Origin of the sequence: Caballeronia zhejiangensis, assembly GCF_022879815.1 — a bacterium.
In the GTDB taxonomy this organism is placed as follows: domain Bacteria; phylum Pseudomonadota; class Gammaproteobacteria; order Burkholderiales; family Burkholderiaceae; genus Caballeronia; species Caballeronia zhejiangensis.
Map to the genome: position 1 here is coordinate 1,109,727 of NZ_CP084284.1, position 24,932 is coordinate 1,134,658.

General features: G+C 65.7%; 18 protein-coding genes, 1 tRNA gene and 1 pseudogene. 10 read left to right on the top strand and 10 right to left on the bottom strand.

What is annotated here, in order from left to right; translation table 11 throughout:
- The first annotated feature begins 24 nt into the window (after positions 1-24).
- From LDZ23_RS19680 to LDZ23_RS19690, 3 genes are read left to right on the top strand one after another with little or no spacing between them, the layout of a single operon-like run.
- The gene (locus tag LDZ23_RS19680) at positions 25-1,146 is read left to right on the top strand and encodes an efflux RND transporter periplasmic adaptor subunit (RefSeq protein ID WP_008352850.1); all 1,122 of its coding nucleotides are present in this window, start codon (positions 25-27) and stop codon (positions 1,144-1,146) included.
- On the top strand, positions 1,143-4,265 hold the full coding sequence (locus tag LDZ23_RS19685) for an efflux RND transporter permease subunit (protein WP_244808157.1): 3,123 nt from the start codon (positions 1,143-1,145) through the stop codon (positions 4,263-4,265). The genes LDZ23_RS19680 and LDZ23_RS19685 overlap by 4 nt, the downstream gene beginning before the upstream one ends.
- A complete protein-coding gene (locus LDZ23_RS19690) occupies positions 4,262-5,797 on the top strand; it encodes an efflux transporter outer membrane subunit (RefSeq protein WP_008352846.1) in 1,536 nt (511 codons plus the stop codon). The genes LDZ23_RS19685 and LDZ23_RS19690 overlap by 4 nt, the downstream gene beginning before the upstream one ends.
- Here the strand turns inward: LDZ23_RS19690 and LDZ23_RS19695 are convergent.
- The 3 genes and pseudogenes from LDZ23_RS19695 to LDZ23_RS19705 form a co-directional block, all read right to left on the bottom strand.
- Positions 5,722-7,013, bottom strand: a pseudogene (locus LDZ23_RS19695) (chloride channel protein). The gene LDZ23_RS19690 and the pseudogene LDZ23_RS19695 overlap by 76 nt on opposite strands.
- A 91-nt stretch (positions 7,014-7,104) precedes the next feature.
- Positions 7,105-8,106, bottom strand: coding sequence for a sulfate ABC transporter substrate-binding protein (locus LDZ23_RS19700; RefSeq protein WP_008352845.1), 1,002 nt, complete (start codon positions 8,104-8,106; stop codon positions 7,105-7,107).
- A gap of 95 nt (positions 8,107-8,201) precedes the next feature.
- Complete coding sequence (locus tag LDZ23_RS19705; protein WP_008352843.1) at positions 8,202-8,801, bottom strand: RBBP9/YdeN family alpha/beta hydrolase; 600 nt, start codon at positions 8,799-8,801, stop codon at positions 8,202-8,204.
- A 159-nt stretch (positions 8,802-8,960) separates the two neighbouring features.
- Here LDZ23_RS19705 and LDZ23_RS19710 point away from each other — a divergent pair, with 159 nt between their 5' ends.
- The 7 genes from LDZ23_RS19710 to LDZ23_RS19740 all read left to right on the top strand — a co-directional run bounded on the left by LDZ23_RS19710 (position 8,961) and on the right by LDZ23_RS19740 (position 15,900).
- Positions 8,961-9,767: a GntR family transcriptional regulator gene (locus LDZ23_RS19710; RefSeq protein ID WP_008352841.1), complete on the top strand. Its 807-nt coding sequence runs from the start codon at positions 8,961-8,963 to the stop codon at positions 9,765-9,767.
- 68 nt (positions 9,768-9,835) lie between these two features.
- The gene (locus LDZ23_RS19715) at positions 9,836-11,572 is read left to right on the top strand and encodes a fumarate reductase/succinate dehydrogenase flavoprotein subunit (RefSeq protein ID WP_034473100.1); all 1,737 of its coding nucleotides are present in this window, start codon (positions 9,836-9,838) and stop codon (positions 11,570-11,572) included.
- A gap of 10 nt (positions 11,573-11,582) precedes the next feature.
- On the top strand, positions 11,583-11,828 hold the full coding sequence (locus tag LDZ23_RS19720) for a 4Fe-4S dicluster domain-containing protein (protein WP_008352838.1): 246 nt from the start codon (positions 11,583-11,585) through the stop codon (positions 11,826-11,828).
- Between the two features lie 17 nt (positions 11,829-11,845).
- Positions 11,846-13,252, top strand: a complete 1,407-nt coding sequence (locus tag LDZ23_RS19725; RefSeq protein WP_008352837.1) for an ABC transporter substrate-binding protein — start codon at positions 11,846-11,848, stop codon at positions 13,250-13,252.
- A gap of 4 nt (positions 13,253-13,256) precedes the next feature.
- A complete protein-coding gene (locus LDZ23_RS19730; protein ID WP_244808158.1) occupies positions 13,257-14,075 on the top strand; it encodes an ABC transporter permease in 819 nt (272 codons plus the stop codon).
- Complete coding sequence (locus LDZ23_RS19735) at positions 14,072-14,902, top strand: ABC transporter ATP-binding protein (RefSeq protein WP_008352835.1); 831 nt, start codon at positions 14,072-14,074, stop codon at positions 14,900-14,902. The genes LDZ23_RS19730 and LDZ23_RS19735 overlap by 4 nt, the downstream gene beginning before the upstream one ends.
- A complete protein-coding gene (locus LDZ23_RS19740) occupies positions 14,899-15,900 on the top strand; it encodes a HEAT repeat domain-containing protein (protein ID WP_008352834.1) in 1,002 nt (333 codons plus the stop codon). Before LDZ23_RS19735 ends, LDZ23_RS19740 begins: the two co-directional genes overlap by 4 nt.
- Here the strand turns inward: LDZ23_RS19740 and LDZ23_RS19745 are convergent.
- The 7 genes from LDZ23_RS19745 to fdhE all read right to left on the bottom strand — a co-directional run bounded on the left by LDZ23_RS19745 (position 15,866) and on the right by fdhE (position 24,890).
- Complete coding sequence (locus LDZ23_RS19745) at positions 15,866-17,665, bottom strand: RecQ family ATP-dependent DNA helicase (RefSeq protein ID WP_033536700.1); 1,800 nt, start codon at positions 17,663-17,665, stop codon at positions 15,866-15,868. The two genes, LDZ23_RS19740 and LDZ23_RS19745, sit on opposite strands and share 35 nt — an antisense overlap.
- 70 nt (positions 17,666-17,735) lie before the next feature.
- A tRNA-Sec gene (locus LDZ23_RS19750) sits at positions 17,736-17,831 on the bottom strand.
- 67 nt (positions 17,832-17,898) lie between these two features.
- Positions 17,899-18,516: a DedA family protein gene (locus LDZ23_RS19755; protein WP_008352832.1), complete on the bottom strand. Its 618-nt coding sequence runs from the start codon at positions 18,514-18,516 to the stop codon at positions 17,899-17,901.
- A 22-nt stretch (positions 18,517-18,538) separates the two neighbouring features.
- A complete protein-coding gene (locus tag LDZ23_RS19760; protein WP_008352831.1) occupies positions 18,539-20,542 on the bottom strand; it encodes a VTT domain-containing protein in 2,004 nt (667 codons plus the stop codon).
- Between the two features lie 27 nt (positions 20,543-20,569).
- On the bottom strand, positions 20,570-22,477 hold the full coding sequence (gene selB / locus LDZ23_RS19765; protein WP_008352829.1) for a selenocysteine-specific translation elongation factor: 1,908 nt from the start codon (positions 22,475-22,477) through the stop codon (positions 20,570-20,572).
- Positions 22,474-23,919, bottom strand: a complete 1,446-nt coding sequence (gene selA / locus LDZ23_RS19770) for an L-seryl-tRNA(Sec) selenium transferase (protein WP_244808159.1) — start codon at positions 23,917-23,919, stop codon at positions 22,474-22,476. Before selA ends, selB begins: the two co-directional genes overlap by 4 nt.
- Positions 23,916-24,890, bottom strand: a complete 975-nt coding sequence (gene fdhE / locus LDZ23_RS19775) for a formate dehydrogenase accessory protein FdhE (RefSeq protein ID WP_008352825.1) — start codon at positions 24,888-24,890, stop codon at positions 23,916-23,918. Before fdhE ends, selA begins: the two co-directional genes overlap by 4 nt.
- Positions 24,891-24,932: the final 42 nt, after the last annotated feature.

A 24,932-nucleotide genomic window follows, 5' to 3' on the forward strand; every position in this document is an offset into this window, starting at 1 on the left:
GCCCTTGCGGGCGCCGAGGTTCCTGTGAAGCTCTTGCACTCACCCGCGTCGGTCGTGGCGCGCGCGGCATTCGTCCCGATCGTCTGTGTTGCGCTCGTCGCCTGCAAGCGGCATGAAGCGCCTGCGCCCGCACCGCGTCCGGTCGTCGCCGTCGCGGCACAAGCCGACGGCCACGCGACCGCGTCGAGCCTGCCCGGTCAGGTGCAATCGCGTTATTCGACGCCGCTCTCGTTTCGCATCAACGGCAAGATTCTCGAACGGCGCGTGCGCCTCGGCGATAGCGTGAAGGCGGGGCAAGTCGTCGCCCGGCTCGATCCCGCCGATGCCGAGAAGAACAGCGCCAGCGCCCGCGCGCAGCTCGATGCGGCCGAGCATCAGCTCGTCTATGCAAAGCAGCAACTCGATCGCGATCGCGCGCAGGCCGCCGAAAATCTCATCGCGCCCGCGCAGCTCGAACAGACGCAGAACGCGTATGCGTCCGCGCTCGCGCAGCGCAATCAGGCGCAGCAGCAAGCGGGGCTCTCCGCCGATCAACTGCGCTACGCGACGCTCGCCGCCGATCGCGCGGGCGTCATCACCGCAGAGCAAGCCGACACCGGCCAGAACGTCACGGCAGGCCAGGCCGTTTATACGCTTGCATGGAGCGGCGATATCGACGTGATCTGCGACGTGCCCGAAGCCGCGCTCGCCGCGTTCGCCGTCGGACGCGAAGCGAACGTGAAGCTCGCGGCACTGCCCGGCAAGACCTTCAAGGCGCGCGTGCGCGAACTGTCGCCCGCCGCCGACACGCAAAGCCGCACCTGGCGCGCGAAGCTCACGCTCGAAGCGCCGACGCCCGATGTGCGGCTCGGCATGACGGCGGACATCGCGTTCGCGGCAGCCAGCGACGCGAAAGGCGCGTTCACGATTCCATCGACGGCGCTCTTTCACGACAACGGCCATCCCGCCGTGTGGATCGTGAAGCAACCGGGCGATGCGCTCGAACTGCGGCGCGTCGAAGTCGCGCGCTATGGCGAGCGCACGGTGACGCTCGCGGGCGGCATCGCGGCGGGCGAGCGCATCGTGTGGCAAGGCGTGCATACGGTGTCCGCGGGCGAGAAAGTGCGCGTCGTCGCGCCGCTGCATCCCGAGGACTTCGCGTCATGAGCGATACACGCGAAGACAACGACGCCTATCGCCACGAAGAAGGCCGCTTCAATCTCTCCGCGTGGGCGCTGCGGCATCGCGCGCTCGTCGTGTTTCTCATCGCGATGGCGACGATCTTCGGCATCCTCGCGTACACGCGGCTCGCGCAGTCGGAAGACCCGCCTTTCACGTTCCGCGTGATGGTGATCCGCACGTTCTGGCCCGGCGCGACCGCGCGACAGGTGCAGGAGGAAGTGACCGACCGCATCGCGCGCAAGCTGCAGGAAACGCCCTACACGGATTTCATGCGCAGCTATTCGCGTCCCGGCGAATCGCTGATCTTCTTTCAGATGAAAGATTCCGCGCCCGCGAAAGACGTGCCCGAGGAGTGGTATCAGATCCGCAAGAAAGTGGGCGATATCGCCGCGACCTTGCCGCCCGGCACGCAAGGCCCTTTCTTCAACGACGAGTTCGGCGATGTCTACACCAACATCTACGCGCTCGAAGGCGACGGCTTCTCGCCCGCGCAACTGCACGATTACGCCGATTCGCTGCGCACGGTTCTGTTGCGCGTGCCGGGCGTCGCGAAGGTCGATTACTTCAGCGATCAGGAAGAGCGCATCTATGTCGAGATCCCCAATACGACGCTCACGCGTCTGAACATCTCGCCGCAGCAGATCGCGCAGGCCATCGACGGACAGAACGCCGTGTCGAGCGCGGGCGTGCTGACCACGCCGAACGATCGCGTATTCGTGCGTCCGAGCGGCCAGTTCAAGAGCGTGGACGCGCTCGCCGATACGCTCATCAACGTGAACGGGCGTTCGTTCCGGCTCGGCGATATCGCGACGATCAAGCGCGGCTACATCGATCCGCCCGTCACGCAGATGCGTTCGGCGGCCGTGCCCGTGCTCGGCATCGGCATCACGATGCAGCCGGGCGAAGACGTCGTGCGTCTCGGCAAATCGCTCGATGAAACGATGATCAAGTTGCGTGCGCAACTACCCGCGGGTTTGAAGCTGACGGAAGTGTCGAGCATGCCGCAAGCGGTTTCGCATTCCGTCGACGACTTTCTCGAAGCGGTCGCCGAAGCGGTCGTCATCGTGCTGATCGTGAGCCTCGTATCGCTCGGCGTGCGAACGGGCATGGTCGTCGTGATCTCGATTCCCATCGTGCTCGCCGTCACCGCGCTCTTCATGTATTTCTTCGATATCGGCTTGCACAAGGTTTCGCTCGGCACGCTGATTCTCGCATTGGGTCTGCTCGTCGACGACGCGATCATCGCCGTCGAGATGATGGCCGTGAAGCTCGAACAAGGCTGGAACCGCACGCGCGCCGCCGCGTTCGCCTACACGAGCACGGCGTTTCCCATGCTGACCGGCACGCTCGTCACCGTCGCGGGCTTTCTGCCGATCGCGCTCGCGAAGTCGAGTACCGGCGAGTACACGCGTTCGATCTTCGAAGTATCGGCGATCGCGTTGATCGCATCGTGGCTCGCGGCGGTCGTGCTGATTCCGCTGCTCGGCTACAAGCTGCTTCCCGAGCGCAAGAAAGAAGCGCATCTGCCCGACGATCACGAACACGATATCTACGACACGAAGTTCTACGGACGCCTGCGCCGATGGGTCGGCTGGTGCGTGAAGCGGCGCTTCGTCGTGCTCGCAGTCACGGTCGTGCTCTTCGTCATCGCGATGGCCGGCTTCACGCTCGTGCCGCAGCAGTTCTTCCCCAGCTCGGATCGACCCGAACTTCTGATCGACGTGAGATTGCAGGAAGGCGCATCGTTCGAAGCGACCTTGCGCGAAGCGAAGCGTCTCGAAGAAGCGTTGAAGGGCCGCGATGAAATCGATCATGTGGTGAGCTTCGTCGGCACCGGCGCGCCGCGTTTTTATCTGCCGCTCGATCAGCAATTGCCGACGCCCAACTTCGCGCAGTTCGTCGTTACCGCGAAGTCGGTCGAAGCGCGCGAGCAGCTCGCGCGCTGGCTCGATCCGATGTTGCGCGAGCGCTTCCCCGCCGTGCGTACGCGCCTGTCGCGTCTGGAGAATGGTCCGCCTGTCGGCTATCCGGTGCAGTTTCGCGTGAGCGGCGACGATATCGGCACGGTGCGTCATATCGCGGAACAAGTAGCCGCCGACATGCGCGCCGACTCCCGCACGACGAATGTGCAGTTCGACTGGGACGAGCCATCGGAGCGCTCGGTGCGCTTCGAGATCGATCAACAGAAGGCGCGCGATGCGGGCGTCACGTCGCAGGACATATCGAGCTTTCTCGCGATGACGCTGACCGGCACGACCGTCACGCAGTATCGCGAGCGCGACAAGCTCATCAGCGTCGACTTGCGCGCGCCGCGCGCCGAGCGTGTGGATCCTTCGCGGCTCGCGACGATCGCAATGCCGACGCCGCACGGACCGGTGCCGCTGGGGGCGCTCGGCCGCGTCGTCGATACGCTCGAATACGGCGTGATCTGGGAACGCGACCGCCAGCCGACCATCACCGTGCAATCGGATGTGAAGGGCGACGCGCAAGGCATCGACGTGACGCACGCCATCGACGAGAAGCTCGACGAGATTCGCCGCGCATTGCCCGTGGGTTATCGCGTGGAAGTGGGCGGATCGGTGGAGGAAAGCGGCAAGGGTCAGGCGTCGATCAACGCGCAGATGCCGGTGATGGTGATCGTGGTGCTCACGCTGCTGATGATTCAATTGCAGAGCTTCTCGCGCGTGATGATGGTCGTGCTCACCGCGCCGCTCGGACTCATCGGCGTGGTCGTCACGCTGCTCGCATTCGGCAAGCCGTTCGGCTTCGTCGCGATGCTCGGCGTCATAGCGATGTTCGGCATCATCATGCGCAACTCGGTGATTCTCGTCGATCAGATCGAGCAGGACATCGCGTCAGGGCACAAGCGATTCGATGCGATCATCGGCGCGACGGTGCGGCGCTTCCGCCCTATCACGCTGACCGCAGCCGCCGCCGTGCTCGCGCTGATTCCGCTTCTGCGCAGCAACTTCTTCGGCCCGATGGCCACCGCGCTCATGGGCGGCATCACGAGCGCGACCGTGCTCACGCTTTTCTATCTGCCCGCGCTCTATGCCGCGTGGTTTCGCGTGAAGCTCGACGAACGCGAAGGAGCATCGTCATGAATCGCCGGCTATTGATGACTTGCGCGTGCGTCGCGTTGAATGCGTGCGCGCTCGGCCCCGATGGCAAGCCGCCCGCGATGCCGCAGCCCGCGCATTACGGCGCCGAAACGCAAGTGCAGGCGAGCGTGAGCGCAGAAGGCGCGTCGCAACGTTTCGATGTGGGCGCGAAGCCCGTGCCCGAATGGTGGAAGCGCTATCGGTCGGATACGCTGAATGCACTCGTCGATGAAGGCTTGCGCGCGAGCCCGAATCTCGCGGCAGCCGACAGGAGCCTCGTCGCGGCGCGCGAACAGTTGCGCGCGCAAGTGGGTTCGTCGCTGTTGCCGCAGATCGATGCGGGCGGACAAGCGACGCGGCAACGCGGCTTCGGCATTCCGCAGGGCGGCCCGCCGACCGTGCTCTACAACCTCTTCGTCGGGCAGATTCAGGCGCAATACACGTTCGATCTCTTCGGCGCGGCGCGCTATGCGAATGCATCGCTTGCCGCGCAGGTCGACCAACAGGCCTTTCAACTCGATGCCGCGCGCCGTGCGCTTGCTGCGAACATCGTGACGGGTGCGATCGGCGCGGCCGCGTTGCATGCGCAGATCGACGTGACGACGCGTCTCGTCGCGCTAGCCAACGACGACGCGCACGATGCCGAACGCCGCTACGCGCTCGGCTCCGCATCGCGCGCCGACATGCTCGCCGCACAGCAGAACGCGGCGTCGCTCGCATCGCAATTGCCGGGCTTGCGCGCGCAATGGCTTGCGACCCGCCACGCGCTCGCCGTCCTGCTCGGACGCACGCCCGATCAGGCGCCCGACGATCTCGATCTCGCGAGCCTCGCCGTGCCGTCCGATGTGCCGGTCGTGCTGCCGTCGGAATTGCTGCAGACGCGCCCCGACATCCAGGCCGCCGATTCGGCGTTGAAGGCGTCGGCGGCGCAAGTCGGCGTCGCGACGGCGCAGTTGTTTCCGAGCTTGTCGATATCGGCATCGATGGGCAAAGGCGGCTTCGACTGGCCGACCGCGCTCTCGGGCGCGGGCGCGTTGTGGAGCGTGGGCGCATCCCTGTCGCAGCCGATCTTTCATGGCGGCGCGCTGCTCGCGCAACGGCGCGCGGCCATCGCCACGTATGAGGCCGCCGTCGCGCAGTACAAGCAGACCGTGCTCGCGGCGTTTCAGAACGTCGCGAACACGCTGGCGTCGCTCGAAACCGACAGCGAAACGCTCGCCTTCGCCGATCGCGCGAGCAAGGCGGCACGCGATGCATCGGCGGATGCGGCTGCGCGCGTGCGTCTCGGCGCGATCCCGCCTCGCGCGGCGCGCGGCAGCGAGCAGCAGTATCTCAACGCGCGGCTTGCGACGATCCGCGCGAGCAGCGCGCGTCTGAGCGATACCGCCGCGCTCTTTCAGGCGATGGGTTCGCCGGTTGCGCCGGAAGCATCGGTCGTGCAAACGCGATGTTCGGACGATCAGTCGGAGAGACCTCGCAACGTTTGCTGCGGCGCGGCCGAAGGCGCGGACGAACGTTGCGCGAGCCAGCGATAGGTGAGCGTCGCGCCCGCTATCGCAATCGCCGACGGAATCAGGAAGTCGTGATCGAAACGCGTGAATTCGAGCATCAGCACGAGCGCGGTCAGCGGCATCTGCATCGCCGCGCCGAGAAACGCACCCGCGCCGATGACCGCGAACGCGCCGAGCGGCGTGCCCGGCCAGATGCCGTTCCACAGACTGCCGAGCACGATGGCGAGCAGCGCGCCGTTGGTGAGGCCCGGCGTGAGCAGGCCGCCTTGCGCGCCCGCGCGCAGCGAGCTCACTTCGATCGTTACCTTCAGCACGAGCAGCACGCCCGCGAGCGCGAAGCTCACGTGATCTTCGAAGGAAAGACCGGCCGGACCTTTGCCGTTTCCCGCGAGCTGCGGGTAATACATGACCAGCGCGCCGACTAACGCGAAATTCGCGATCGTCAGCACAGGCAACGTCTTGCCGCGTGGCGCGTTTCGCGTGCGGCGCTCGTGAGCTTCGCGAAAAGACGCGCGGCCGCCCCGAAAACCGGCGCCATGACAACGGCCCACGCGAGCAGTTGCGCGTTCAGCGTGAAGTCCGGCAGATGATACTGATGCCCGTCGCCGAGCCCGATCCACGCGACCATTGCCGCGATCGACGACGTCACGAACGCCGCCGCGATGATCGCGCCATCGAACGTGCAGAGCAGCACTTCCAGCACGAACACGGCGCCGCCGAGCGGCACGTTATAGACGGCGGCAAGCCCCGCGCCCGCGCCGCACGCGACCATGATGCGCGATTGCGCGGGCGTGAGTCCCGCGTAGTGCGCGAGCCAGCCGGACCATAACGCGCCGATTTCGCGCGGCGCGACTTCGCGGCCGAGCGGCGAGCCCATCGCGACCGTGACGATCTGCAGGAGCGCATGCGCGATCGTGCTGCCGGTCGGCATGCGCGGATCGTCGGCCTTGACGGCCTTCGCGATGCTGACGAGCGGTTTGCCGAAGCGATGCACGCACCACCAGCCGACGCCCGCGACGACACCGCAAAGCGTCAGCACGATGAAGCGCCGCGCGGGCGACGCAGCCGATATGCCTTCGAGAAAGCTTTCGCCGCTGGTGAACGCATCGAGGCTGTAGCCGAACGCGACGTGCTGGATCAGATGCAGCTAGAGCGCCAGCGACATGCCGCCGAGACCCGCGCCCAGACCGACGAGCACGGTAACGACGATGAGCTTCGCGCTTGCGTTCGACGAGGGCATCGCAGTCACCGTTGGGGGAAAACGTACAGCTTAATCCCAAGTCCCCCCGTTGCTCTTCGCGCTGCGCACGCAGTTTCGAATACGAACGATGCTAGTTCTTGTCCGCCACGACCTGATCGAACGTGCCGCCATCGGCGAAATGCGTCTGCTGCGCCTTCTGCCAGCTTCCGAACATCTGCTCGACGGTGAAGGTTTTCAGCGGCTTGAACTCGCTCGCGTGTTTTGCAAGCACGTCGGCGTTGCGCGGACGCAGATGATGCTGCGCGATGATTTCCTGCGCGGCAGGCGTGAACAGAAAGTCGAGATACGCCTGCGCTTCCTTGCGCGTGCCGCGCTTGTCCACGACCTTGTCGACGATCGACACAGGCGGTTCCGCGAGCAGACTCACCGACGGATACACCGCCTCGAAGTCCTTCGCGCCCGGTCCCGCGCTCATCAGGCCGACTTCGTTCTCGAAGGTGACGAGCACATCGCCGATGCCGCGCTGCGTGAAGGTCGTCGTCGCGCCGCGCCCGCCCGTATCGAGCACGGGCACGTTCTTGAAGACGGCTTTCTCGAAGTCTTGCGCCTGCGCGTCGCTTGCGCCTTGCTGCTTCTTGAAGCCCCATGCCGCGAGATACGCATAGCGTCCGTTGCCCGATGTCTTCGGATTCGCAATCACCACTTGCACGCCGGGCCGCGCGAGATCGCTCCAGTCCTTGATGTTCTTCGGATTGCCCTTGTGGACGAGGAAAACCATCGTCGTCGTGTAGGGCGCGCTCGCGTCCGGCAGACGGCTGCGCCAGTTCGCGGGCACGAGCTGACCGCGCTCCGCGAGCAAGTCGATGTCGTTGGGTTGATTCATCGTGACGACATCGGCCTGCAAACCTTGCGTCACCGACAACGCCTGCGCGCTCGATGCGCCATGCGACTGCCGCACCGATACCGTCTCGCCCGACTTCTTTTTGTAGTCCGCGACGAAGGCCGCGTCGATATCCTTGTACAGCTCGCGCGTCACGTCATACGAGACGTTGAGCAGCGTCGTGTCCGCATGCGCGATGCTCGCCGCGATGCCGAGTGCGACCGTAACGATCAGCTTCTTGTGAACTGCCATTTTCTCTCCAGAGACAAGGGGTTTGTCTACCGCACAACAGACAAAGGCCGCCCGAGGGCGGCCATGCATACATTGAACGAATTCAGACAGCGGGGTCAACCATACGCGCGCTGTTCCTCCTCTTCGTATTCGGGCGACGCGCGGCGGGCGAGCGTTTCGACGAAATGCTTCGCGAGCGGCCACGGCCCAAATCCCGCCGATGTATTGATATGCCCCGCATCGCCGAGATTGACGAACGCGCTGTTCCAGCGCTGCGCGAGCGTGCGCGCGTCGTCGAGCGGCATCCACGGATCGGTCTCGCTGCCGACGACGAGCGACAGCGTATCGAGCCTGCGCGCGTTGAACGCGCCCGCGAAACGGAACTTCGCCGGGCTCGCGGGCGCGACGAACAGCACGCCCTTCACGTTCGGCAAGTATGCGTGACTGAGCGCATGTCCTGCCGCAAGACAGCCGAAGCTATGCGCCGCGATGACGACAGGACCGTCGATGCCCGCGAGGACGTCGAGGACGGCATCGCTCCAGATCGCGAGATTCGGCGTGCTCCAGTCGCGTTGCTCGACGCGCCGCGTGCCGGGCATCTCGCGTTCGAGCCAACTCTGCCAGTGCGCGTCCTCGCTGCCGTGCAAGCCGGGCACCGTGACGAGCGTGACCGCGTTTCCTGCGTTTCGTGCATCGGGCGCGTTACGATGATTCATCTTCGATCCTCGCTGGACTCGAACTGGACAGGTTCCATTCTCGTGCAGCGCGCAGCGGGCGCTAACCAATATTTCGTCATTTGTTTATGGCGATGCCGCCGGGGCGCGCCGCTATAATCGCAGCTCGAAGCGCCCGCCTTCCTTCCCCTTCCCGCTCTCATGCCGACCCGTCGCCCTTCCGTTTCGCTCGATTCGCACGTACCGCTCTACACGCAGATCAAGGACGTGCTGCGCTCCGGCATTCTCGATGGCCGCTATCCGCCGATGAGCCGCATGCCCTCGGAAAGCGAGCTGATGACGATGTTCGACGTGAGCCGCATCACGATCCGCCAGGCGCTCGGCGACCTGCAAAAGGAAGGGTTGATCTTCAAGGTCCACGGCAAGGGCTCGTTCGTATCGCAACCGAAGGCGTTTCAGAACGTGACGTCGCTGCAGGGTTTCGCCGAGGCGATGTCGGAGAGCGGACACGAGATCATCAATCGCGTCGTGCAGATGCGCGTCGTGGCCGCGCCGCCCGAAGTCGCCGCGCAACTCGCGCTTGCCGAAGGCAGCAGCGTCGCCGAGATTCATCGCGTGCGCCTGCTCAATCGCGCGCCCGTTTCGTACGAAGTGACGTTCCTGCCCGAAGCCATCGGCAAACGCCTGAAGCGCACGGAGCTCGCCACGCGCGATATCTTCCTGATGCTCGAAAACGACTGCGCCGTGCCGCTCGGTCACGCCGATCTGGCGATCGACGCCATCGCCGCCGCGCCCGACATCGCGGATGCGCTCGACGTGAAAAAAGGCGCACCGCTTCTGCGCATCGAGCGCCTCACGCACGATGCCGGCGGCAAGCCCATCGACTTCGAATACCTCTATTTCCGAGGCGATACGTTCCAGTATCGGCTGCGCATCGATCGCGAACGGACCTCGCCCGCCGCATCGCGCGTTATTCGAAGCAGGCACAAGCAAAGCAAAAACAATTGATTCCCTCGCGGTTCGCGCACTTCTAGAATCTGGTCCTGACTTGTCATAACAAGCGGCGAAACCAGATCATGCAGACCCACGAACTCGAATACGACATCGTCGTCGTTGGCGGCGGCACGGCTGGGCCGATGGCCGCCGTCAAGGCGAAACAGCGCGACCCGAATCTGCGCGTGCTGCTCATCGACAAGGCGCACGTGAAGCGCAGCGGCGCGATCTCGATGGGCATGGACGGCCTGAACAACGCGATCATTCCCGGCCACGCGACGCCCGAGCAGTACACGAAGGAAATCACCGTGGCCAACGACGGCATCGTCAATCAGGCCACGATTTATGCGTATGCGCGCCACAGCTTCACGACCATCGAGGAGCTCGATCGCTGGGGCGTGAAGTTCGAGAAGGACCATACCGGCGACTATGCCGTGCGCAAGGTGCATCACATGGGCGCGTATGTCTTGCCGATGCCCGAAGGTCACGACGTAAAGAAGGTGCTGTACCGGCAATTGAAGCGTGCGCGCGTGGAGATCACGAATCGCGTCGTCGCCACGCGTCTTTTGAATGGCCCGAATGGCGAGATCGCGGGCGTCATGGGCTTCGATTGCCGCACCGCCGACTTCTACGTGATCCGCGCGAAAGCGGTCATTCTCTGCTGCGGCGCGGCCGGCAGATTGGGCCTGCCCGCATCGGGCTATCTGATGGGCACGTACGAGAATCCGACGAACGCCGGCGACGGTTACGCGATGGCGTACCACGCAGGCGCGGAACTCGCCAATCTCGAATGCTTCCAGATCAATCCGCTCATCAAGGATTACAACGGCCCGGCATGCGCGTATGTGACGGGACCGCTCGGCGGTTATACGGCGAATGGCAAGGGCGAGCGCTTCATCGAATGCGATTACTGGAGCGGGCAAATGATGTGGGAGTTCTATCAGGAACTCCAGAGCGGCAACGGGCCGGTGTTTCTCAAGCTCGATCATCTCGCGGAAGAAACGATTCAAACGATCGAAACGATCCTGCACACCAACGAGCGGCCGAGCCGTGGGCGCTTTCATGCGCGGCGCGGTAACGACTATCGCTCGCGCATGATCGAGATGCACATCTCGGAGATCGGCCTGTGCAGCGGACACAGCGCATCGGGCGTATGGGTCGACGAGCACGCGCGCACTTCGGTGCAAGGGCTTTACGCGGCGGGCGACATGGCCGCCGTGCCGCACAACTACATGCTCGGCGCGTTCACTTACGGATGGTTCGCCGGTGAAGATGCCGCCGCGCATGTCGCCGGCCGCGCGCTGCCCGCGCTCGACGCATCGCAGATCGAACATGAGCGTGCCCGCATCTTTGCGCCGCTGTCGCGCGAACATGGCCTGCCGCCCGCGCAAGTCGAATACAAGCTGCGCCGCTTCGTGAACGACTATCTACAGCCGCCGAAAGTCACGCGTCGCATGGAGATCGGCCTGCAACGCTTCGCGGAGATTCGCGAGGACATCGAGCGTCTCGGCGCCGCCGATCCGCACGAGCTGATGCGCGCCGCTGAAGTCGCCGCGATCCTCGATTGCGCGGAAATGGCCGCGCGCGCGTCGCTGTATCGCACGGAGAGCCGCTGGGGCCTTTATCACCATCGCGTCGATTTTCCTGAGCGCAACGATGAGGAATGGTTCTGCCACGCGCATCTGAAGAAGGACGCATCGGGACGCATGACGTCCTTCAAGAAACCCGTGGAACCGTACGTGGTTCCTGTCGACGAGTCCGAGCGCGGCGCGTATTCGCGTCTGCGCGTGGCTCGCACGTCGCAGCCCGTCGCTGCATAGGAGAGAGAACATGGCACTCGTGCCCCGCGAAGCGCGCCAGCGCTCGAGCCTTCCCGTGATGATCGACGAAGACAAGTGCATCGCCGACAAGGGTTGCACGGTCTGCATCGATGTCTGTCCGATGGACCTGCTCGCAATCGATCCCGACACCGGCAAAGCCTTCATGAAGTTCGACGAATGCTGGTACTGCATGCCCTGCGAACGCGATTGCCCGACCAATGCCGTGCATGTCGACATTCCCTATCTTCTTCGATGATGACGAGGACTCGCTTCATGAAACGAACGCTATCCATCGCGCTTGCAGTCGCCTTGTTCGCGGGCGCTGCGCATGCGGAAACGATCCGCGTCGCTATCGGCACGCAGGACACGACGATCAATACCGCAGCCGGCGGCGCATTGATCCGCGAACTGCATCTGCTCGAAAAGTACTTGCCGCACGATGGCAAATACAAGGACGCGCAATACGACGTTCAATGGAAGAACTTCACGAGCGGCGCGCCGATCACGAACGAGATGGTCGCGGGCAAGCTCGATTTCGGCTCGATGGCGGATTTCCCCGGCGTGTTGAACGGCGTCGCGAATCAGAAGGCCGGCAAGAGCAGCATCTTCATCAGCGTGTTGTCGGGCAGCGTGCGCGGCAGCGGCAACGGCATCGTCGTGCCGACGGATTCGCCCGCGCAGTCCATCGCCGATCTGAAGGGCAAGACGATCACCGTTCCGTTCGCATCGACCGCGCACGGCATGTTGCTGCGCGCGGTCGCGGCGCAAGGATGGGACCCGGAGCGCGATGTGAATATCGTCACGCAGGCGCCCGAAGTCGCCGGACCCGCATTGCAGACGCGCAAGATCGACGCGCACGCGGACTTCGTGCCCTTCGCGGAGCTGTTTCCGTATCGCGGCTTCGCGCGCAAGATCTACGACGGCTCGCAGGCGGGATCGCCTACGCTGCACGGCACGCTCGTCGAAAAGGACTATGCGCAGAAGTATCCGGAGATTGTCGTCGCGTACTTGCGTGCCGCGATCGAAGCGAATCGTCTGCTCACGGCGGAACCCGAGAAGTACAGCGAGCTGATTGCGAAGGTGACGGGCATCGAGCCTGAAGTCGACTATCTCTTTCACGGTCCGCTCGGCTTGCAGACGCGCGATCTCACATGGAAGCCCGAGTATCGCAAGGCCGTGCAGACATCGTTCGATACGCTCAAGCTGCTCAAGCGTGCCGACGGCGATCTGAACGCCAATAGCTTCATCGACGATAGTTACTTGCGCGCCGCATTCAAGGCCGAGCATCTCGACTACGAAGCGGCACTGAAGAACTATGCGCCGACGCCGCTCGTCGCGAACGATGCGCTGACGGGCAAGCCCATCGCAAAGACGGATCGCGTCGCGCAGATCTGGGTGCGCGGCGAGCCGAAGGTGCGCAGCTATGCGTCGCCGGAAGAAGCGGTGCGCGAGCTCGGCACGCTCGAACGCGATGGCAAACAGGTGCGCGCGTTCTATGCGCAGGATCGTGAAAGCGGCATCAAGCTGCTCGGCAATCAGGCATGGTTCGCGAAGACCGGCGACGGCCAGTTGAACGCATTCCTGCTGAAGGATCGCGCCGAGGCCTGGGCGAACGCGCACGGCGGACAAGTGCTCGACTTCGCCGCCGCGCGCCAGCCGACCGCGCTCGCCAACCGATGAGGCCATGATGGCGACGCTCGCATACTCCGCTCCTTCGTTGCTGCGTTCACGCGGCGCGCGCTCCGGCGTGCAGTGGGCGTCGCTCGCGCTGTGCATCGCGTTATGGCATCTGGCGACGACGCATCGCTGGAACCTCGGCATCGTCACGTTCGAGAATGTGCCGACGCCCGCCGATACGCTCGCGGCCATCATCGATCTCGCGCATTCGCCCAAGCTCGTGGCCCATCTCACGAGCAGCGTGAGACGCATCGCGGCGGGTTATGTCGCGGCGGCGGCGAGCGGCGTGGTGCTCGGAATCGCCATCGGCCGCTCGCAATGGTCGCGCCTCGCGTTGCTCACGCCGCTCGAAGTATTGCGGCCGATTCCCGCCGTCGCATGGATTCCGCTCGCGATCCTGATGTTTCCTTCCTCCGAAATGTCGATGATCTTCATCACCTTCACCGGCGCGTTCTTTCCGATCCTGCTCGGCACGATACACGGCGTCGAAGGCGTGGAGCCACGGCTCGTGTCGTCGGCGCGCAGTCTCGGCGCGGGCAATCGCGTGATCCTGCGCGAAGTGATCCTGCCGGGCGCGGCGCCCGCGATCGTCACCGGCCTTGCCATCGGCATGGGCACGTCGTGGTTCTGCCTCGTCACCGCCGAGATGATCTCGGGGCAATACGGCATCGGCTATTACACATGGCAGTCGTACACGGTGCAGCGTTATCCCGATGTCGTCGTCGGCATGTTGCTGATCGGCCTGCTCGGCATGGGCAGCAGCGCGCTCGTGCGCATCGCGGGCACGCGGCTCACGCCGTGGCTCGCCGCAGGGAGGATTCGATGAGCGCGGGCCGCATCCAACTCGAAGCGCTCGGCATTGCGTTGGGCGACGGCGCGAGCGCATTCACCGCCGTGCGCGATGTGAACGCGGTCATCGAGCCGGGCGAATTCGTCTGCATACTCGGGCCGTCGGGCTGCGGCAAGTCGACCTTGCTTGCCGCGCTCGCGGGACATGTCGCGCCGAACGCGGGCCGCGCGACGCTCGATGGCAAGCTCATCGAAGGACCGCATCCCGAGCGCGGCATGGTGTTTCAGCAACACACGCTGCTGCCGTGGCGCAAGACGCTCGATAACGTCGCGTTCGGACTGAAGATGCGCGGCGTGAAGAAACGCGAGCGGCATCTGCGCGCGCGGGCGTTGCTCGATCGCGTCGGGCTGGGCGCGTTCGCGGAGCGCTATCCCGCGCAGCTTTCGGGCGGCATGCAGCAACGCGCGGAGATCGCGCGCGCGATCCTCAACGAGCCGCGCGTGCTGCTGATGGACGAACCCTTCGGCGCGCTTGATGCACAGACGCGCGCATCGATGCAGGCGCTTCTGCTCGATGTATGGAGCGAGCGCCGTCCGACGGTCGTGTTCGTCACGCACGACATCGACGAAGCGCTCTTTCTCGCTGATCGCGTTCTCGTGATGAGCCATAGCCCGGGCACGGTGCTCGAAGAACTGCGCGTGCCGTTTGCGCGTCCGCGTGAACGCGAGCTCGTCACGGAAGCCGGATTCGTCGCGTTGAAGCGTCGTTGTCTCGCGTTGCTTCGTTATCCGCTTGCGAGTCCGATGGCCGCATCGAACGACGCGCCCGCGCGCATCGACATATCACACTCCGTTCTCTCATGACGCACACCAATCCACTTTTCGATACCGTCACCGACGCCGCCCTCGCCGCGCGCTTCAACGATGCCGATGCCGCCGTGCGCCGTCTCGCCGTGCTCGAAGCCGCCGACCTCGAAGACGAAGCCTGGCTGCCCCTGCTCGCCGATGCCCTGCGCCACGACACGGATGCCGACGTGCGTCGCACCGCGGCGCAACGTCTCGGCGCGTGGGAAACGGACGAAGCAGTCGATGCGCTATGCGCCGCGCTCGACGACGCCGATACCGATACGCGCGAAGCCGCCGCCGACAGTCTCGCTGCGTTGAAAGATCCCGTCGCGGGCGAACGCCTGCTGCCGCATCTCGCCGATGCCGATACCGATGCCGATGCGTTCAAGCGCGCGGCCCTTTTGCGCGCGTTGCGCGAATTGCGCTTGCCGAGCGCGGCCGGACCTGCGCTTGCGGCGCTAGCGAATGCGTCGCCGTTCGTGAGGCGCGAGGCCATCGGCGTGCTGGGCTGGCTGCGTCATGTGGATGCGCTGCCGCAGTTGAAGCACATCGCGCGCACCGATGCTTCGACGGAAGTGCGTCACGCTGCCGTCGGCGCATTGGGCTTCGCCACCGACGACGGCGTGATCGAAACGTTGATCCACGCGCTCTCCGATCGAGCGTGGCGCGTGCGTGAGGAAGCCGCCGCGACGCTCGGCAAGCTGCGTCTCGTCGCCGCGCGCAATGCATTGGAAAACGCCCTCTCCGACGACTATTGGCAAGTCACGTTGCAGGCGACACGCGCGCTCGGACGTTTGCGCGATGTCGCAAGCACGCATGCCGTGTCGGAACTGCTGACGTTTCCGATCAGCAACGTGCGCAAGGAGGCCGCGCTTTCACTGGGCGAACTCGGCGATACGCATGCGCTCGCCGTGCTCGAAGCCGCACTCGACGACGGCGATCCGGAAGTGCGCAAGGCCGCGCGCATCGCGATTGCGCAGATCAGCGAGCGGCACGCTTCACATAGCGCGCGATGAAGGTGCGCGTCTCGTCATCGGGAAAGCGCACGGCGACGCGCTCGCCGCTGATCATTTCGACAATGCCTTCGCCATAACGACGCACTTTCACGCGCTCGCCCGGCGCGAACGCCTTCGTCTTGCGATCGGCTTGCTCTTCTTCTTTCGCGCGCATCTGTTCGCGCACTTCGCGCGGGCTCTCGATCACCTCCGGCGGATGCACGCAGTTATCGCACACGCCGCAGTGGCCGCCGTCGAGTTCGTCGTCGGGCGCGCGGTAATGCACATCGCTCGCGCGCAGCGGCGCGGACGTGCGCGCGTCGTTCATGTCGTCGGCGAAGTAGTCGAGCAGCATGCGCCAGCGGCACTGCGCGCTCTGCGCATACGCGATCATGCGCTCGAGCACCGCGCGATCGCGTTCGCTGCGCGCCGCGTATTCCTGCGACGCCCCTTCGAGCTTCGCGATGGCCGCATCGTCGTCGACGAGCTTCATGCCGCCGCGCCGCGTGCGACGCGTCACGCCGAGATCGTTGAGCAGCGCCGCCGCCACGCGCAGCTTGTTCGCGCCGATGCTCGGCAACGCTTCGCGCAGACGCGCAAGCGGCTTGTCGAGCGTGCGGGCGGCATCGTCGCTCGCGAGTTCGCGCACTTTCTCCGCGACGCGCGCAATCATCTCCGCGCTCGGATATCGGCCGCTCATGAAGAACTGCTGCACCTGCTTGTCCTTCATTTCGAACAACAGCGTGCAACGCGCGGTCTCGCCGTCGCGGCCGGCGCGCCCCGCTTCCTGATAGTACGCATCGAGACTGCCGGGCATCTGCGCGTGAATGACGAAGCGGATGTCGGGCTTGTCGATGCCCATGCCGAACGCATTGGTCGCGACCATCACGCGCGCGCGGTTCTCCATGAACGCGTCCTGCGATGACGAGCGCGCGCCCGACGACAGCTTGCCGTGATAGCGCTCGGCCTCGACACCCGCATCGACGAGCGCGGCATGCAGCGCCTCGCATTCCGCGACCGTCGCGCAATAGACGATGCCGCTCCCCGCTTCGCCCGTCGCGATCTCGATCGCGCGCCGGCGCCGGTCATCCGGGTTCGTGAGTTGTTCGACGCTGAAATGCAGGTTGTCGCGAAAGACGCCCGTATGGATGACGTTCGCGCGCTTCATCTCCAGTTCGCGCACGATATCGACGATGACGGCGGGCGTCGCCGTCGCGGTGAGCGCGAGCACGGGCGGACGGCCGAGCGTCTTGATCGCGTGGATCAGTTCGACATATGCCGGCCGGAAATCGTGGCCCCATTGCGAGATGCAATGCGCCTCGTCGATGACGGCAAGCGCGATCGGCGGCATGTCCTTCGCGGTGAGTTCGGCGGTGAATTCGGCATCGACGAGACGCTCGGGCGTGACGAAGAGCATGCGGATTTCGTGTCGCGCGATGGCCTGCATCGCGTCGCGCTGTTCACTCGCGGAGAGCGTGCTGTTGAGCATGGCGGTCGCAATGCCCGCTTCGACCAGCTTCGTGAGCTGATCGCGCATCAGCGAAATCAGCGGCGACACGATGACCGTCATGCCATCGAATTGCAGCGCGGGCAATTGATAGCACAGCGACTTGCCCGCGCCGGTGGGCATGACGGCGAGCGTGTCGTTGCCGTCGAGCACGCTGCGAATCACGTCTTCTTGTCCGGGACGCAAGTGCGGAAAGCCGAAGACTTTGCGCAGCGCGGTTTCGAGTTCGCGATCGAGCGGCTTGCGCGATTGCGTGTGGATGTCGGCTCTGTCGTTCATTCGAAGGTAACGCGGATCGTGGATGCGCAATGACATCCGCAATTGGCGTTCCTTGCGAGACAGGCTTGCTTGGCGGAAGGCAGCCGGAGTCGAACCGACCTGGGAATGTCTGACATCCCCAACCGGGTTTGAAGCCCGGCCGCACCACCGGATACGGATGCCTTCCTTTGAAAACCACGGCGCTGCACGTCCGATCGAATTTCGACCGGGCGTCCGATTATAACGGCGCGTTCTCAGCCGTTGCCATCGCGCGAGCGCGGCTGTCGCCGCCGCATCAGCCGATAAACGCAATAGACGAGCGCCGCCGCGACGAGCACATCCACCACCGTCGCGCCATGCGATTCCAGTTCGAGCACGGCGACATGCAGTTGCCGCTCGAAAAGCGCGCCGCCCAATACCCAGAACGACGCCCACGCGGCAATTCCAGCCGTATCCCAGAAGAAGAACGCGAGCGCGGCGATGTGCGTCGTGCCCATCAGCGGCGGCGTGACGAGACCGAGACCCGGCACGAACTTCGATACCGCGACGATCGGCGCGCCATGACGCTCGAACAGTTCGCCGGTCGTACGCATCCCGCTGTCGACCGCATACGATCTGCGCGAGAGCGCCGCGACGAGCCGACGTCCGTAGATGCGCCCCGCCGAGAACCACACGCTGTCGCCGAGCAACGCGCCGCACAGCGCCGCGAACAGCACATGCGCGAACGAGAGGCGTCCGCTCGCCACGGCCGAGCCCGCGAACACGAGCAAAGGCGCGGACGGCAGCGGCACGCCGAGGCGCGTCAGCAGAACGTTCGCGAAGACGGCAGCGCCGCCCCATTGCACGATCGCCGACGGAGGAATCTGGATCAACCGGCACCTCTCGATCGCAACATCATTCGGACCTCGACTCGACGAGCATCACCGGCACGTTGCCGCATCCCGCGCTGCTCGCAATTTCGATACCGCGCCAGGGCGTGCCCTCGCCATGATCGAAGGCCATCGGATCGACGCGCCGGTCCGGGCGCAGCACGTTGAACGGCCACGACGGACGGCGCAGGCGCTCGTGCACGACCGAGCCGAGCCAGATCGGCGCGGGCGGCGCGCCTGCGTCCTGGCGCACTTCGTAATGCGTGGGCCAGAAGCGCAGCACGTCGCGCTCGTCGGCGCCGCGCACGGAACGCGCGAACACGAGCTTCGACGGCTCGCCGTTGTTCAGGCGCGGCAACGCGGGCAACGCGATGGCGGGCGCATTCGGCAACACCACCGACATCACGCTCTTCAGGCTCACGTGCGACACCTCCGTCCAGCCGCGCGATGCCAGTTGCGCGCGAATCTGCTCGGGCGTCGCCGCCCATTGCACGGTGATCGGCTCGCGACGATCGCCCTCCATGCTCGCTCGATAACAGGAAAACGTGCGCCATACCGAATCGGTCCACTGAATCGGCGTAATGACGACGGTCGATGGCACGACGCTGTGCGCCTCCGTTTCATCGCTCGTTTGCAGCGCGACGCTCGCGCAGATCACGGCAAGCACGGCGACCGGCATCAGCGGCCGCGGCGGCGGCTTGCCGGGATTGCGCCATACCGCCGTGAGCGCGATCAGGAAGACCCAGACGGCGGCGAGCGCCGCGCTGCCGAGCGCATCGGAGATGGTGAAGCGGCCAAAGTACAGCCCCGCCAGACCGACCGCCGTCACGATGGCCGAGGTCGCCGTCGCGATGAACACGCCCGTCAGGATGCCCACGCGCCGCAGCAGCAGGAACGCGAGAAAGCCGTAGATCACGACCGTCGCCGCGACGTCGCTGTTCGGAAAGCGATGCTCCGACGGCGCGAACGAAACGAGCGCCGGCTCGTGCGCGGTGAAGCGGATCGCCGCGACGAGCAATTGCGAAAACGCCACGGCCACGACCCAGTACGTGACCGTGCGCCAACGCCGTTCGAAGCTCATCCACACGATGACCGTCGCGCCGAGCGCGAGCAGCGTCTGCGTGCTGCCGAGGGTCGCGGCGACATCGAGGATCGAATCGGTCCAGGTCGACTGGAACGATTGCAGCAGCCGGTAAATCGACACATCGACCTGAACGATCGACGCGCCGCGCGCCACGTTCGCGAGCACCGAGAAAAAGAGGATCGCGGACGCGAGCAGCAGCACCGAGATCATGACGATGAGGCCCGTCGCCGGATTGCCCGGATCGAGCGCGCGCGAGACGAGCCGCGCGGGCAGGCCGTTGCCCTTCCGCGCCCAGGAGAGCAGCGCGTCGCGCGACGCGATGGTCCAGCGCATCGCGTGCGAAACGATCACGCGCGCGAGATTGAACACGATCCACGCGAGCGCCGCGACGAGAATCAGAATCACGACGAGCCGGATCGACACCGCGCCCGCCAGTTCGATCGACGCGCCGAACACGACGCCCGGCAGGATATGCGTCGGCGCCCAGATGAGCGCGCTCAGTATGTTGACGACGAGAAAGCGCGCCGGCGTCATGCCGGTCACGCCCGCGACGACCGGCACGACCGCGCGCATCGGCGCGACGAAGCGCGCGAGCACGACGCTCTTCGCACCGTGCTTGTCGAAATACTTCTTGCCGGCGACGAGCGCGCCCGGATGCGAGCGGAACGGCCACATCTGCGCGATGCGGTCCGCGTAGTGCTGGCCGAACCAGAAACTCGCGGCGTCTCCGGCAATGGCGCCCGCGATCGCGCAGACGAATACCCAGCCGAGATTCAGCGCGCCCGCGCCGACGAGCGCGCCCGCGATGAACATGGCCGTGCTGCCCGGCACGAACGTGCCGATGAACGCGACCGATTCGAGAAACGACGCGAGCAGCACGACCGCGAGCGCCCACTCGGGGTGGCTCGACATGACATGCAGCAGCCTGAAGTAGAGATGCTCCATCGTGATGGAAGGACGAGCGCGCAATCGTCAGACGGACTCGTGCCAGCGGCTATCGGCGCGCAAGAGGTGCAGGTCGCGGTGGAATCGAGTGTACCCAACCCGGTCGAAGAACTCCAAAATCTGTATCGCGCGCTTGCGGCCGAGCGCGCTCGCATCGCGGAAAGCGGCCGCACCGACCGCGCCGCCCTGCGTTTGCGCCGATTGCGCGACGAGTTGCGCCAGCGCGCCGATCGACGCGCGGCAATAAAACAGATCGCGCACCACCTGATACACGTCGCCGCGGCGCGCGAGCTTCCTGAGCAGCCTGCGCATCTCGTCCTCGCCGACGCCCTGCGCCTTCGCCAGATCGCGCACCCAGGGCGGATCGAAACGCCCTTCTTCGAGCGATGCGAGCACCGCGCGAGCGAGCGCTTCCTCGTTGTCGTCGAGCGTCACCGCATGCGACGGCAGATGCAGCCACGGCCCGCTCTTCGCGATCGCGCAGCTCGTCACCGCATCGTCGACGAGCGCGCGCCACAGCGCGTCCGGCGCGAGCGGCGCGGCCATGCGGCGCAGACGCGCGGCGTCGGGGCCTTGCTCGTCGGGAAAGCGTTCGTGGAAAGCGGCTAGCGCATCGAGCAGGCGCGCCTTGAGCGCATCCCAGTGACGCGCCGCGATGTAGAGCATGTCATCGTGCGTGGGCACGGCGCGCACGCCTTCGGGCGACAGGCCGCGCCCGTACAAATGCTCGACAAGCGAGCGCGGCAAGCCATACGGCGCTTCGTCGAAAAGCGCATCGGCGCGACCGGTATCCAGCATCGCGACGAGCGCATCGAGCCACGCGCGGCGCGCCGGCGTGCGGCGCTTGCGCGCGGGCGCGAACGGATCGAGCACGCGCCCGCCGCCGACCGTCCGGTTCGCCTGCGCGTTGCGCACGATGAAGCGATCGCCGGGCAGCGCGCAAACGGGTTGATCGAAGACGAGCTGCACGCGCGCCGTGTTTCCCCCAGCGAGCGTATCCGCTTCGAGCAGCGCCACATGCGCGACGCGATGCGTCGTGCCGAGATGCACATGCAGGGGCGCCCAATGCGTGAGCGTGAGTTGCGCATCGCCGAGCAAGCTCAGTTCGACATCGAGCCGTTCGGATGCCCGCGCGAGCCGCGCATCCACGATCCAGTCGCCGCGTGCGAGCGCATCCTTGTCGATGCCCGCGAGATTGAGCGCGCAGCGCTCGCCCGCACGGCCCGTCTCTGCGGCGCGATTCTGCGCGTGAATGCTGCGCGCGCGCACGGGCTCGCCGCCGGATTCGCGCGGCGCGAGCGCCAGCATGTCGCCGACGTTCACGCGGCCCGCGAACACCGTGCCCGTCGCGATCGTGCCCTGCCCCGTCAGCGTGAACACGCGATCGACCGCGAGCCGGAAGAAGCCATCGTCGCGGCGCGTGCGCCAGTGCGCGGCGGCATCGTGAAGATACGCTCGCAACGAAGCGACGCCCGCGTCATCGTCTTGAGTCGCATCGGTGTCGAACAAGGGCGCACCGTGCAACGGGCCGCGCGCGAGCAACGCCGCGATTTCGGCATGCACGTCGCGCACGCGCGATGCCTCCACGCGATCGCACTTCGTCACCGCGACCGCGCCGCGCGTCACGCCGAGCAGTTCGAGGATCGCGAGATGTTCGCGCGTTTGCGGCATCACGCCGTCGTCGGCGGCGATCACGAGCAAGGCGAAGTCGATGCCGCACGCGCCCGCCGCCATCGTGTGCACGAGTTTCTCGTGTCCGGGCACGTCGATGAAGCCGAGCACGCCGCCGTCGTCCAAAGGCACGTACGCGTAGCCGAGTTCGATCGAGATGCCGCGCGTCTTCTCTTCCTTCAGCCGGTCGGTGTCCACGCCCGAGAGCGCGCGCACGAGCGTCGTCTTGCCATGATCGATATGCCCCGCCGTGCCGACGATCATTCGCGTGCGTCCTCGCCTGCATCCAACTGCGCGATGAACGCGGCTTCATCGGCTTCTTCGAGACAGCGCAGATCGAGACGCAGCGCGCCATCCGCGATGCGCCCGATGACCGGACGCGGCAACTCGCGCAGCCGCTTCTCGATGCGATTGAGTTGCCCGCCCGCGCGTTTGCCGCTCGCGAGGCGCACCGCGAGGCCGTAGCTCGGCAGCACGTCGACGGGCAATGCGCCGCTGCCGATCTGGCTGAACATCGGTTCGGCGCTGACAGTGAAGGCATCGCCGATCATGCGCTGCAACGCAGGTTCGATGCGTTCGGCGGCGAGGCGCATTGCGTCGGCGGGACGCGTGAGCAGACGCAATGTCGTGAGACGCTCGGCCAGCGTTTCAGGCGCGCGATAGAGACGCAGCACGGCTTCGAGCGCCGCGAGCGTGAGCTTGCCGACGCGCAATGCGCGCTTGAGCGGATGCTTCTTGATCTTCGCGATGAGATCCGCGCACCCGACGATCAGGCCCGCTTGCGGCCCGCCCAACAGCTTGTCGCCGCTGAACGTGACGAGATCCGCGCCTGCCGCGACCGTCTCGCGCACGGTCGCTTCGCGCGGCAAGCCCCATTGCGCGAGATCGACGAGCGTGCCGCTGCCGAGATCGACCGCGACCGGCAAGTTCCGCGCTTTCGCGAGCGGCGCGAGTTCGGCGAGCGTGACTTCCTTCGTGAAGCCGCTCACGGCGTAGTTGCTGCAATGCACCTTCATCAGGAGCGCGGTCTTCGCGTTGATCGCTTCGTCGTAGTCTTTCAGATGCGTGCGATTCGTCGTGCCGACTTCGCGCAGCTTCGCGCCCGCACGATTCATGATGTCGGGAATGCGGAACGCGCCGCCGATCTCGACGAGTTCGCCGCGCGACACGATCACTTCCTTGCGCGAAGCGAGCGCGGAAAGCGTCAGCAGCACAGCGGCCGCGTTGTTGTTGACGACGGTCGCGGCTTCGGCGCCCGTCAGCTCGCAGATGAGGCCGTTGATGAGATCGTCGCGATCGCCGCGCGCGCCGGTGTCGAGATCGAACTCGAGATTCGCCGGACGCGTGAGCACTTCGGCGACCGCGCGCACCGCTTCGTCGGGCAGCAGCGCGCGGCCGAGATTCGTATGCAGCACCGTGCCCGTCAGGTTGAAGACGCTGCGCACGTTGCTGCGCGCGCGTTTCGCGAGCCGCGCGTCGACGGCGAGCGCGAGTTGCGCATCGCTCAGTGCATCGACGGACGCGCGGCCCGCTTGCGCATCGGCGCGCCATGCATCGAGCGTCGCGCGCAATGCGGCGAGCGCCTGCGTGCGGCCGTACGTGGCGATCACCGCCTCGAATTCCGCCGATGCCAGCACGCGCTCGACCGATGGCACGCGAGCCATCAATGCGCGCAACTCGCCGCCGTCGCCTGTGACATCGCTCATCGATCGCCTTCCTGTTGTTCGGGCCAGAGCCACGGATGCGGCGCCGCGCGCCGAAAACCCGCATCGCCCATCAGGAGATCGAGCGTGAGGCTCGCGAGATCGTCGGCGTAAGGTTCGAAGTCGTAAGCCTTCTCCTGATAGCCGATCTTGCGATACGTGCCGCATTCGTCGCACGATTCCGCCTTGAGCGGCGCGCTTGTCGCCTTCGCCGTTTTTTCTTCCTCGGGTTCGTCGCCCGTACCCATCACGTGATACGCGATGCCTTTGGTCGAATCGCAGTTCGTGCATTTCGCGCGGACTACGTGAAGCTCCGTCGCGCACAGTCCGCATTGCACGTAGCGATAACCTTCATGCGCGCCGCCCACGCGCACGATGCTCGCGACCGGCACCGAGCCGCAGACGGGACATACGCCGGGCGTGTCGAGATACGGCACGTCCCGCATGTCGATGCGGCTCGCGAGATCGGTCCACACGACTTGCAGCGCGGCCGCGATGAGGGGCGCCGCGGCCGGATCGATTTCGGCGAAGCGCAGCGCGAGGATCGCGTCGGCTTGGGCGTCGAGCGCGGCGGCGTCGAGCGCGCGCAGACGGGCGACGAGTTGCGCGAGCGCGGGCGTTAGCGCGCCGGCGGCTTCGATGCCGTCGAGCAGCATGAAGAGTACGTCGCGCCAGGCGGGATCGCGGTCATCCGTGAGCGCGGGAACGATCGGCATCGAATGACGCTGATTCAGTTCGATGGACTCGCGCGAGGGCATCGGCGCATTGAAATGCGCGAGCACGCGCTGCTGGGCGTCGGCGAGCGCGGCCATCAGGCGCAGATAACCGGAGATGGGATTGCTTGCGTCGGCGAGTTGCCGAAGACGTGCGGCGCGCGTGGCGAATATCGTCGCGCGCTCCGGCATGCGCAAACGCGGAATGGCCGACGGATCGAGCGATTCGATTCGCGAGGCTTCGACTATGCGTTGGACCACGGAAGGTTTCCTCGCGGGGTGAACGGTCGACCGAGCATATCA

What these genes read in the sequence shown, in the direction of transcription:
- LDZ23_RS19685 (WP_244808157.1), top strand. Translation starts at nt 1,143, where the DNA reads ATGAGCGATACACGCGAAGACAACGACGCCTATCGCCACGAAGAAGGC.
- LDZ23_RS19690 (WP_008352846.1), top strand. Translation starts at nt 4,262, where the DNA reads ATGAATCGCCGGCTATTGATGACTTGCGCGTGCGTCGCGTTGAATGCG.
- LDZ23_RS19700 (WP_008352845.1), bottom strand. Translation starts at nt 8,106, where the DNA reads ATGGCAGTTCACAAGAAGCTGATCGTTACGGTCGCACTCGGCATCGCG.
- LDZ23_RS19705 (WP_008352843.1), bottom strand. Translation starts at nt 8,801, where the DNA reads ATGAATCATCGTAACGCGCCCGATGCACGAAACGCAGGAAACGCGGTC.
- LDZ23_RS19710 (WP_008352841.1), top strand. Translation starts at nt 8,961, where the DNA reads ATGCCGACCCGTCGCCCTTCCGTTTCGCTCGATTCGCACGTACCGCTC.
- LDZ23_RS19715 (WP_034473100.1), top strand. Translation starts at nt 9,836, where the DNA reads ATGCAGACCCACGAACTCGAATACGACATCGTCGTCGTTGGCGGCGGC.
- LDZ23_RS19720 (WP_008352838.1), top strand. Translation starts at nt 11,583, where the DNA reads ATGGCACTCGTGCCCCGCGAAGCGCGCCAGCGCTCGAGCCTTCCCGTG.
- LDZ23_RS19725 (WP_008352837.1), top strand. Translation starts at nt 11,846, where the DNA reads ATGAAACGAACGCTATCCATCGCGCTTGCAGTCGCCTTGTTCGCGGGC.
- LDZ23_RS19730 (WP_244808158.1), top strand. Translation starts at nt 13,257, where the DNA reads ATGATGGCGACGCTCGCATACTCCGCTCCTTCGTTGCTGCGTTCACGC.
- LDZ23_RS19735 (WP_008352835.1), top strand. Translation starts at nt 14,072, where the DNA reads ATGAGCGCGGGCCGCATCCAACTCGAAGCGCTCGGCATTGCGTTGGGC.
- LDZ23_RS19740 (WP_008352834.1), top strand. Translation starts at nt 14,899, where the DNA reads ATGACGCACACCAATCCACTTTTCGATACCGTCACCGACGCCGCCCTC.
- LDZ23_RS19745 (WP_033536700.1), bottom strand. Translation starts at nt 17,665, where the DNA reads ATGAACGACAGAGCCGACATCCACACGCAATCGCGCAAGCCGCTCGAT.
- LDZ23_RS19760 (WP_008352831.1), bottom strand. Translation starts at nt 20,542, where the DNA reads ATGGAGCATCTCTACTTCAGGCTGCTGCATGTCATGTCGAGCCACCCC.
- selB (WP_008352829.1), bottom strand. Translation starts at nt 22,477, where the DNA reads ATGATCGTCGGCACGGCGGGGCATATCGATCATGGCAAGACGACGCTC.
- selA (WP_244808159.1), bottom strand. Translation starts at nt 23,919, where the DNA reads ATGAGCGATGTCACAGGCGACGGCGGCGAGTTGCGCGCATTGATGGCT.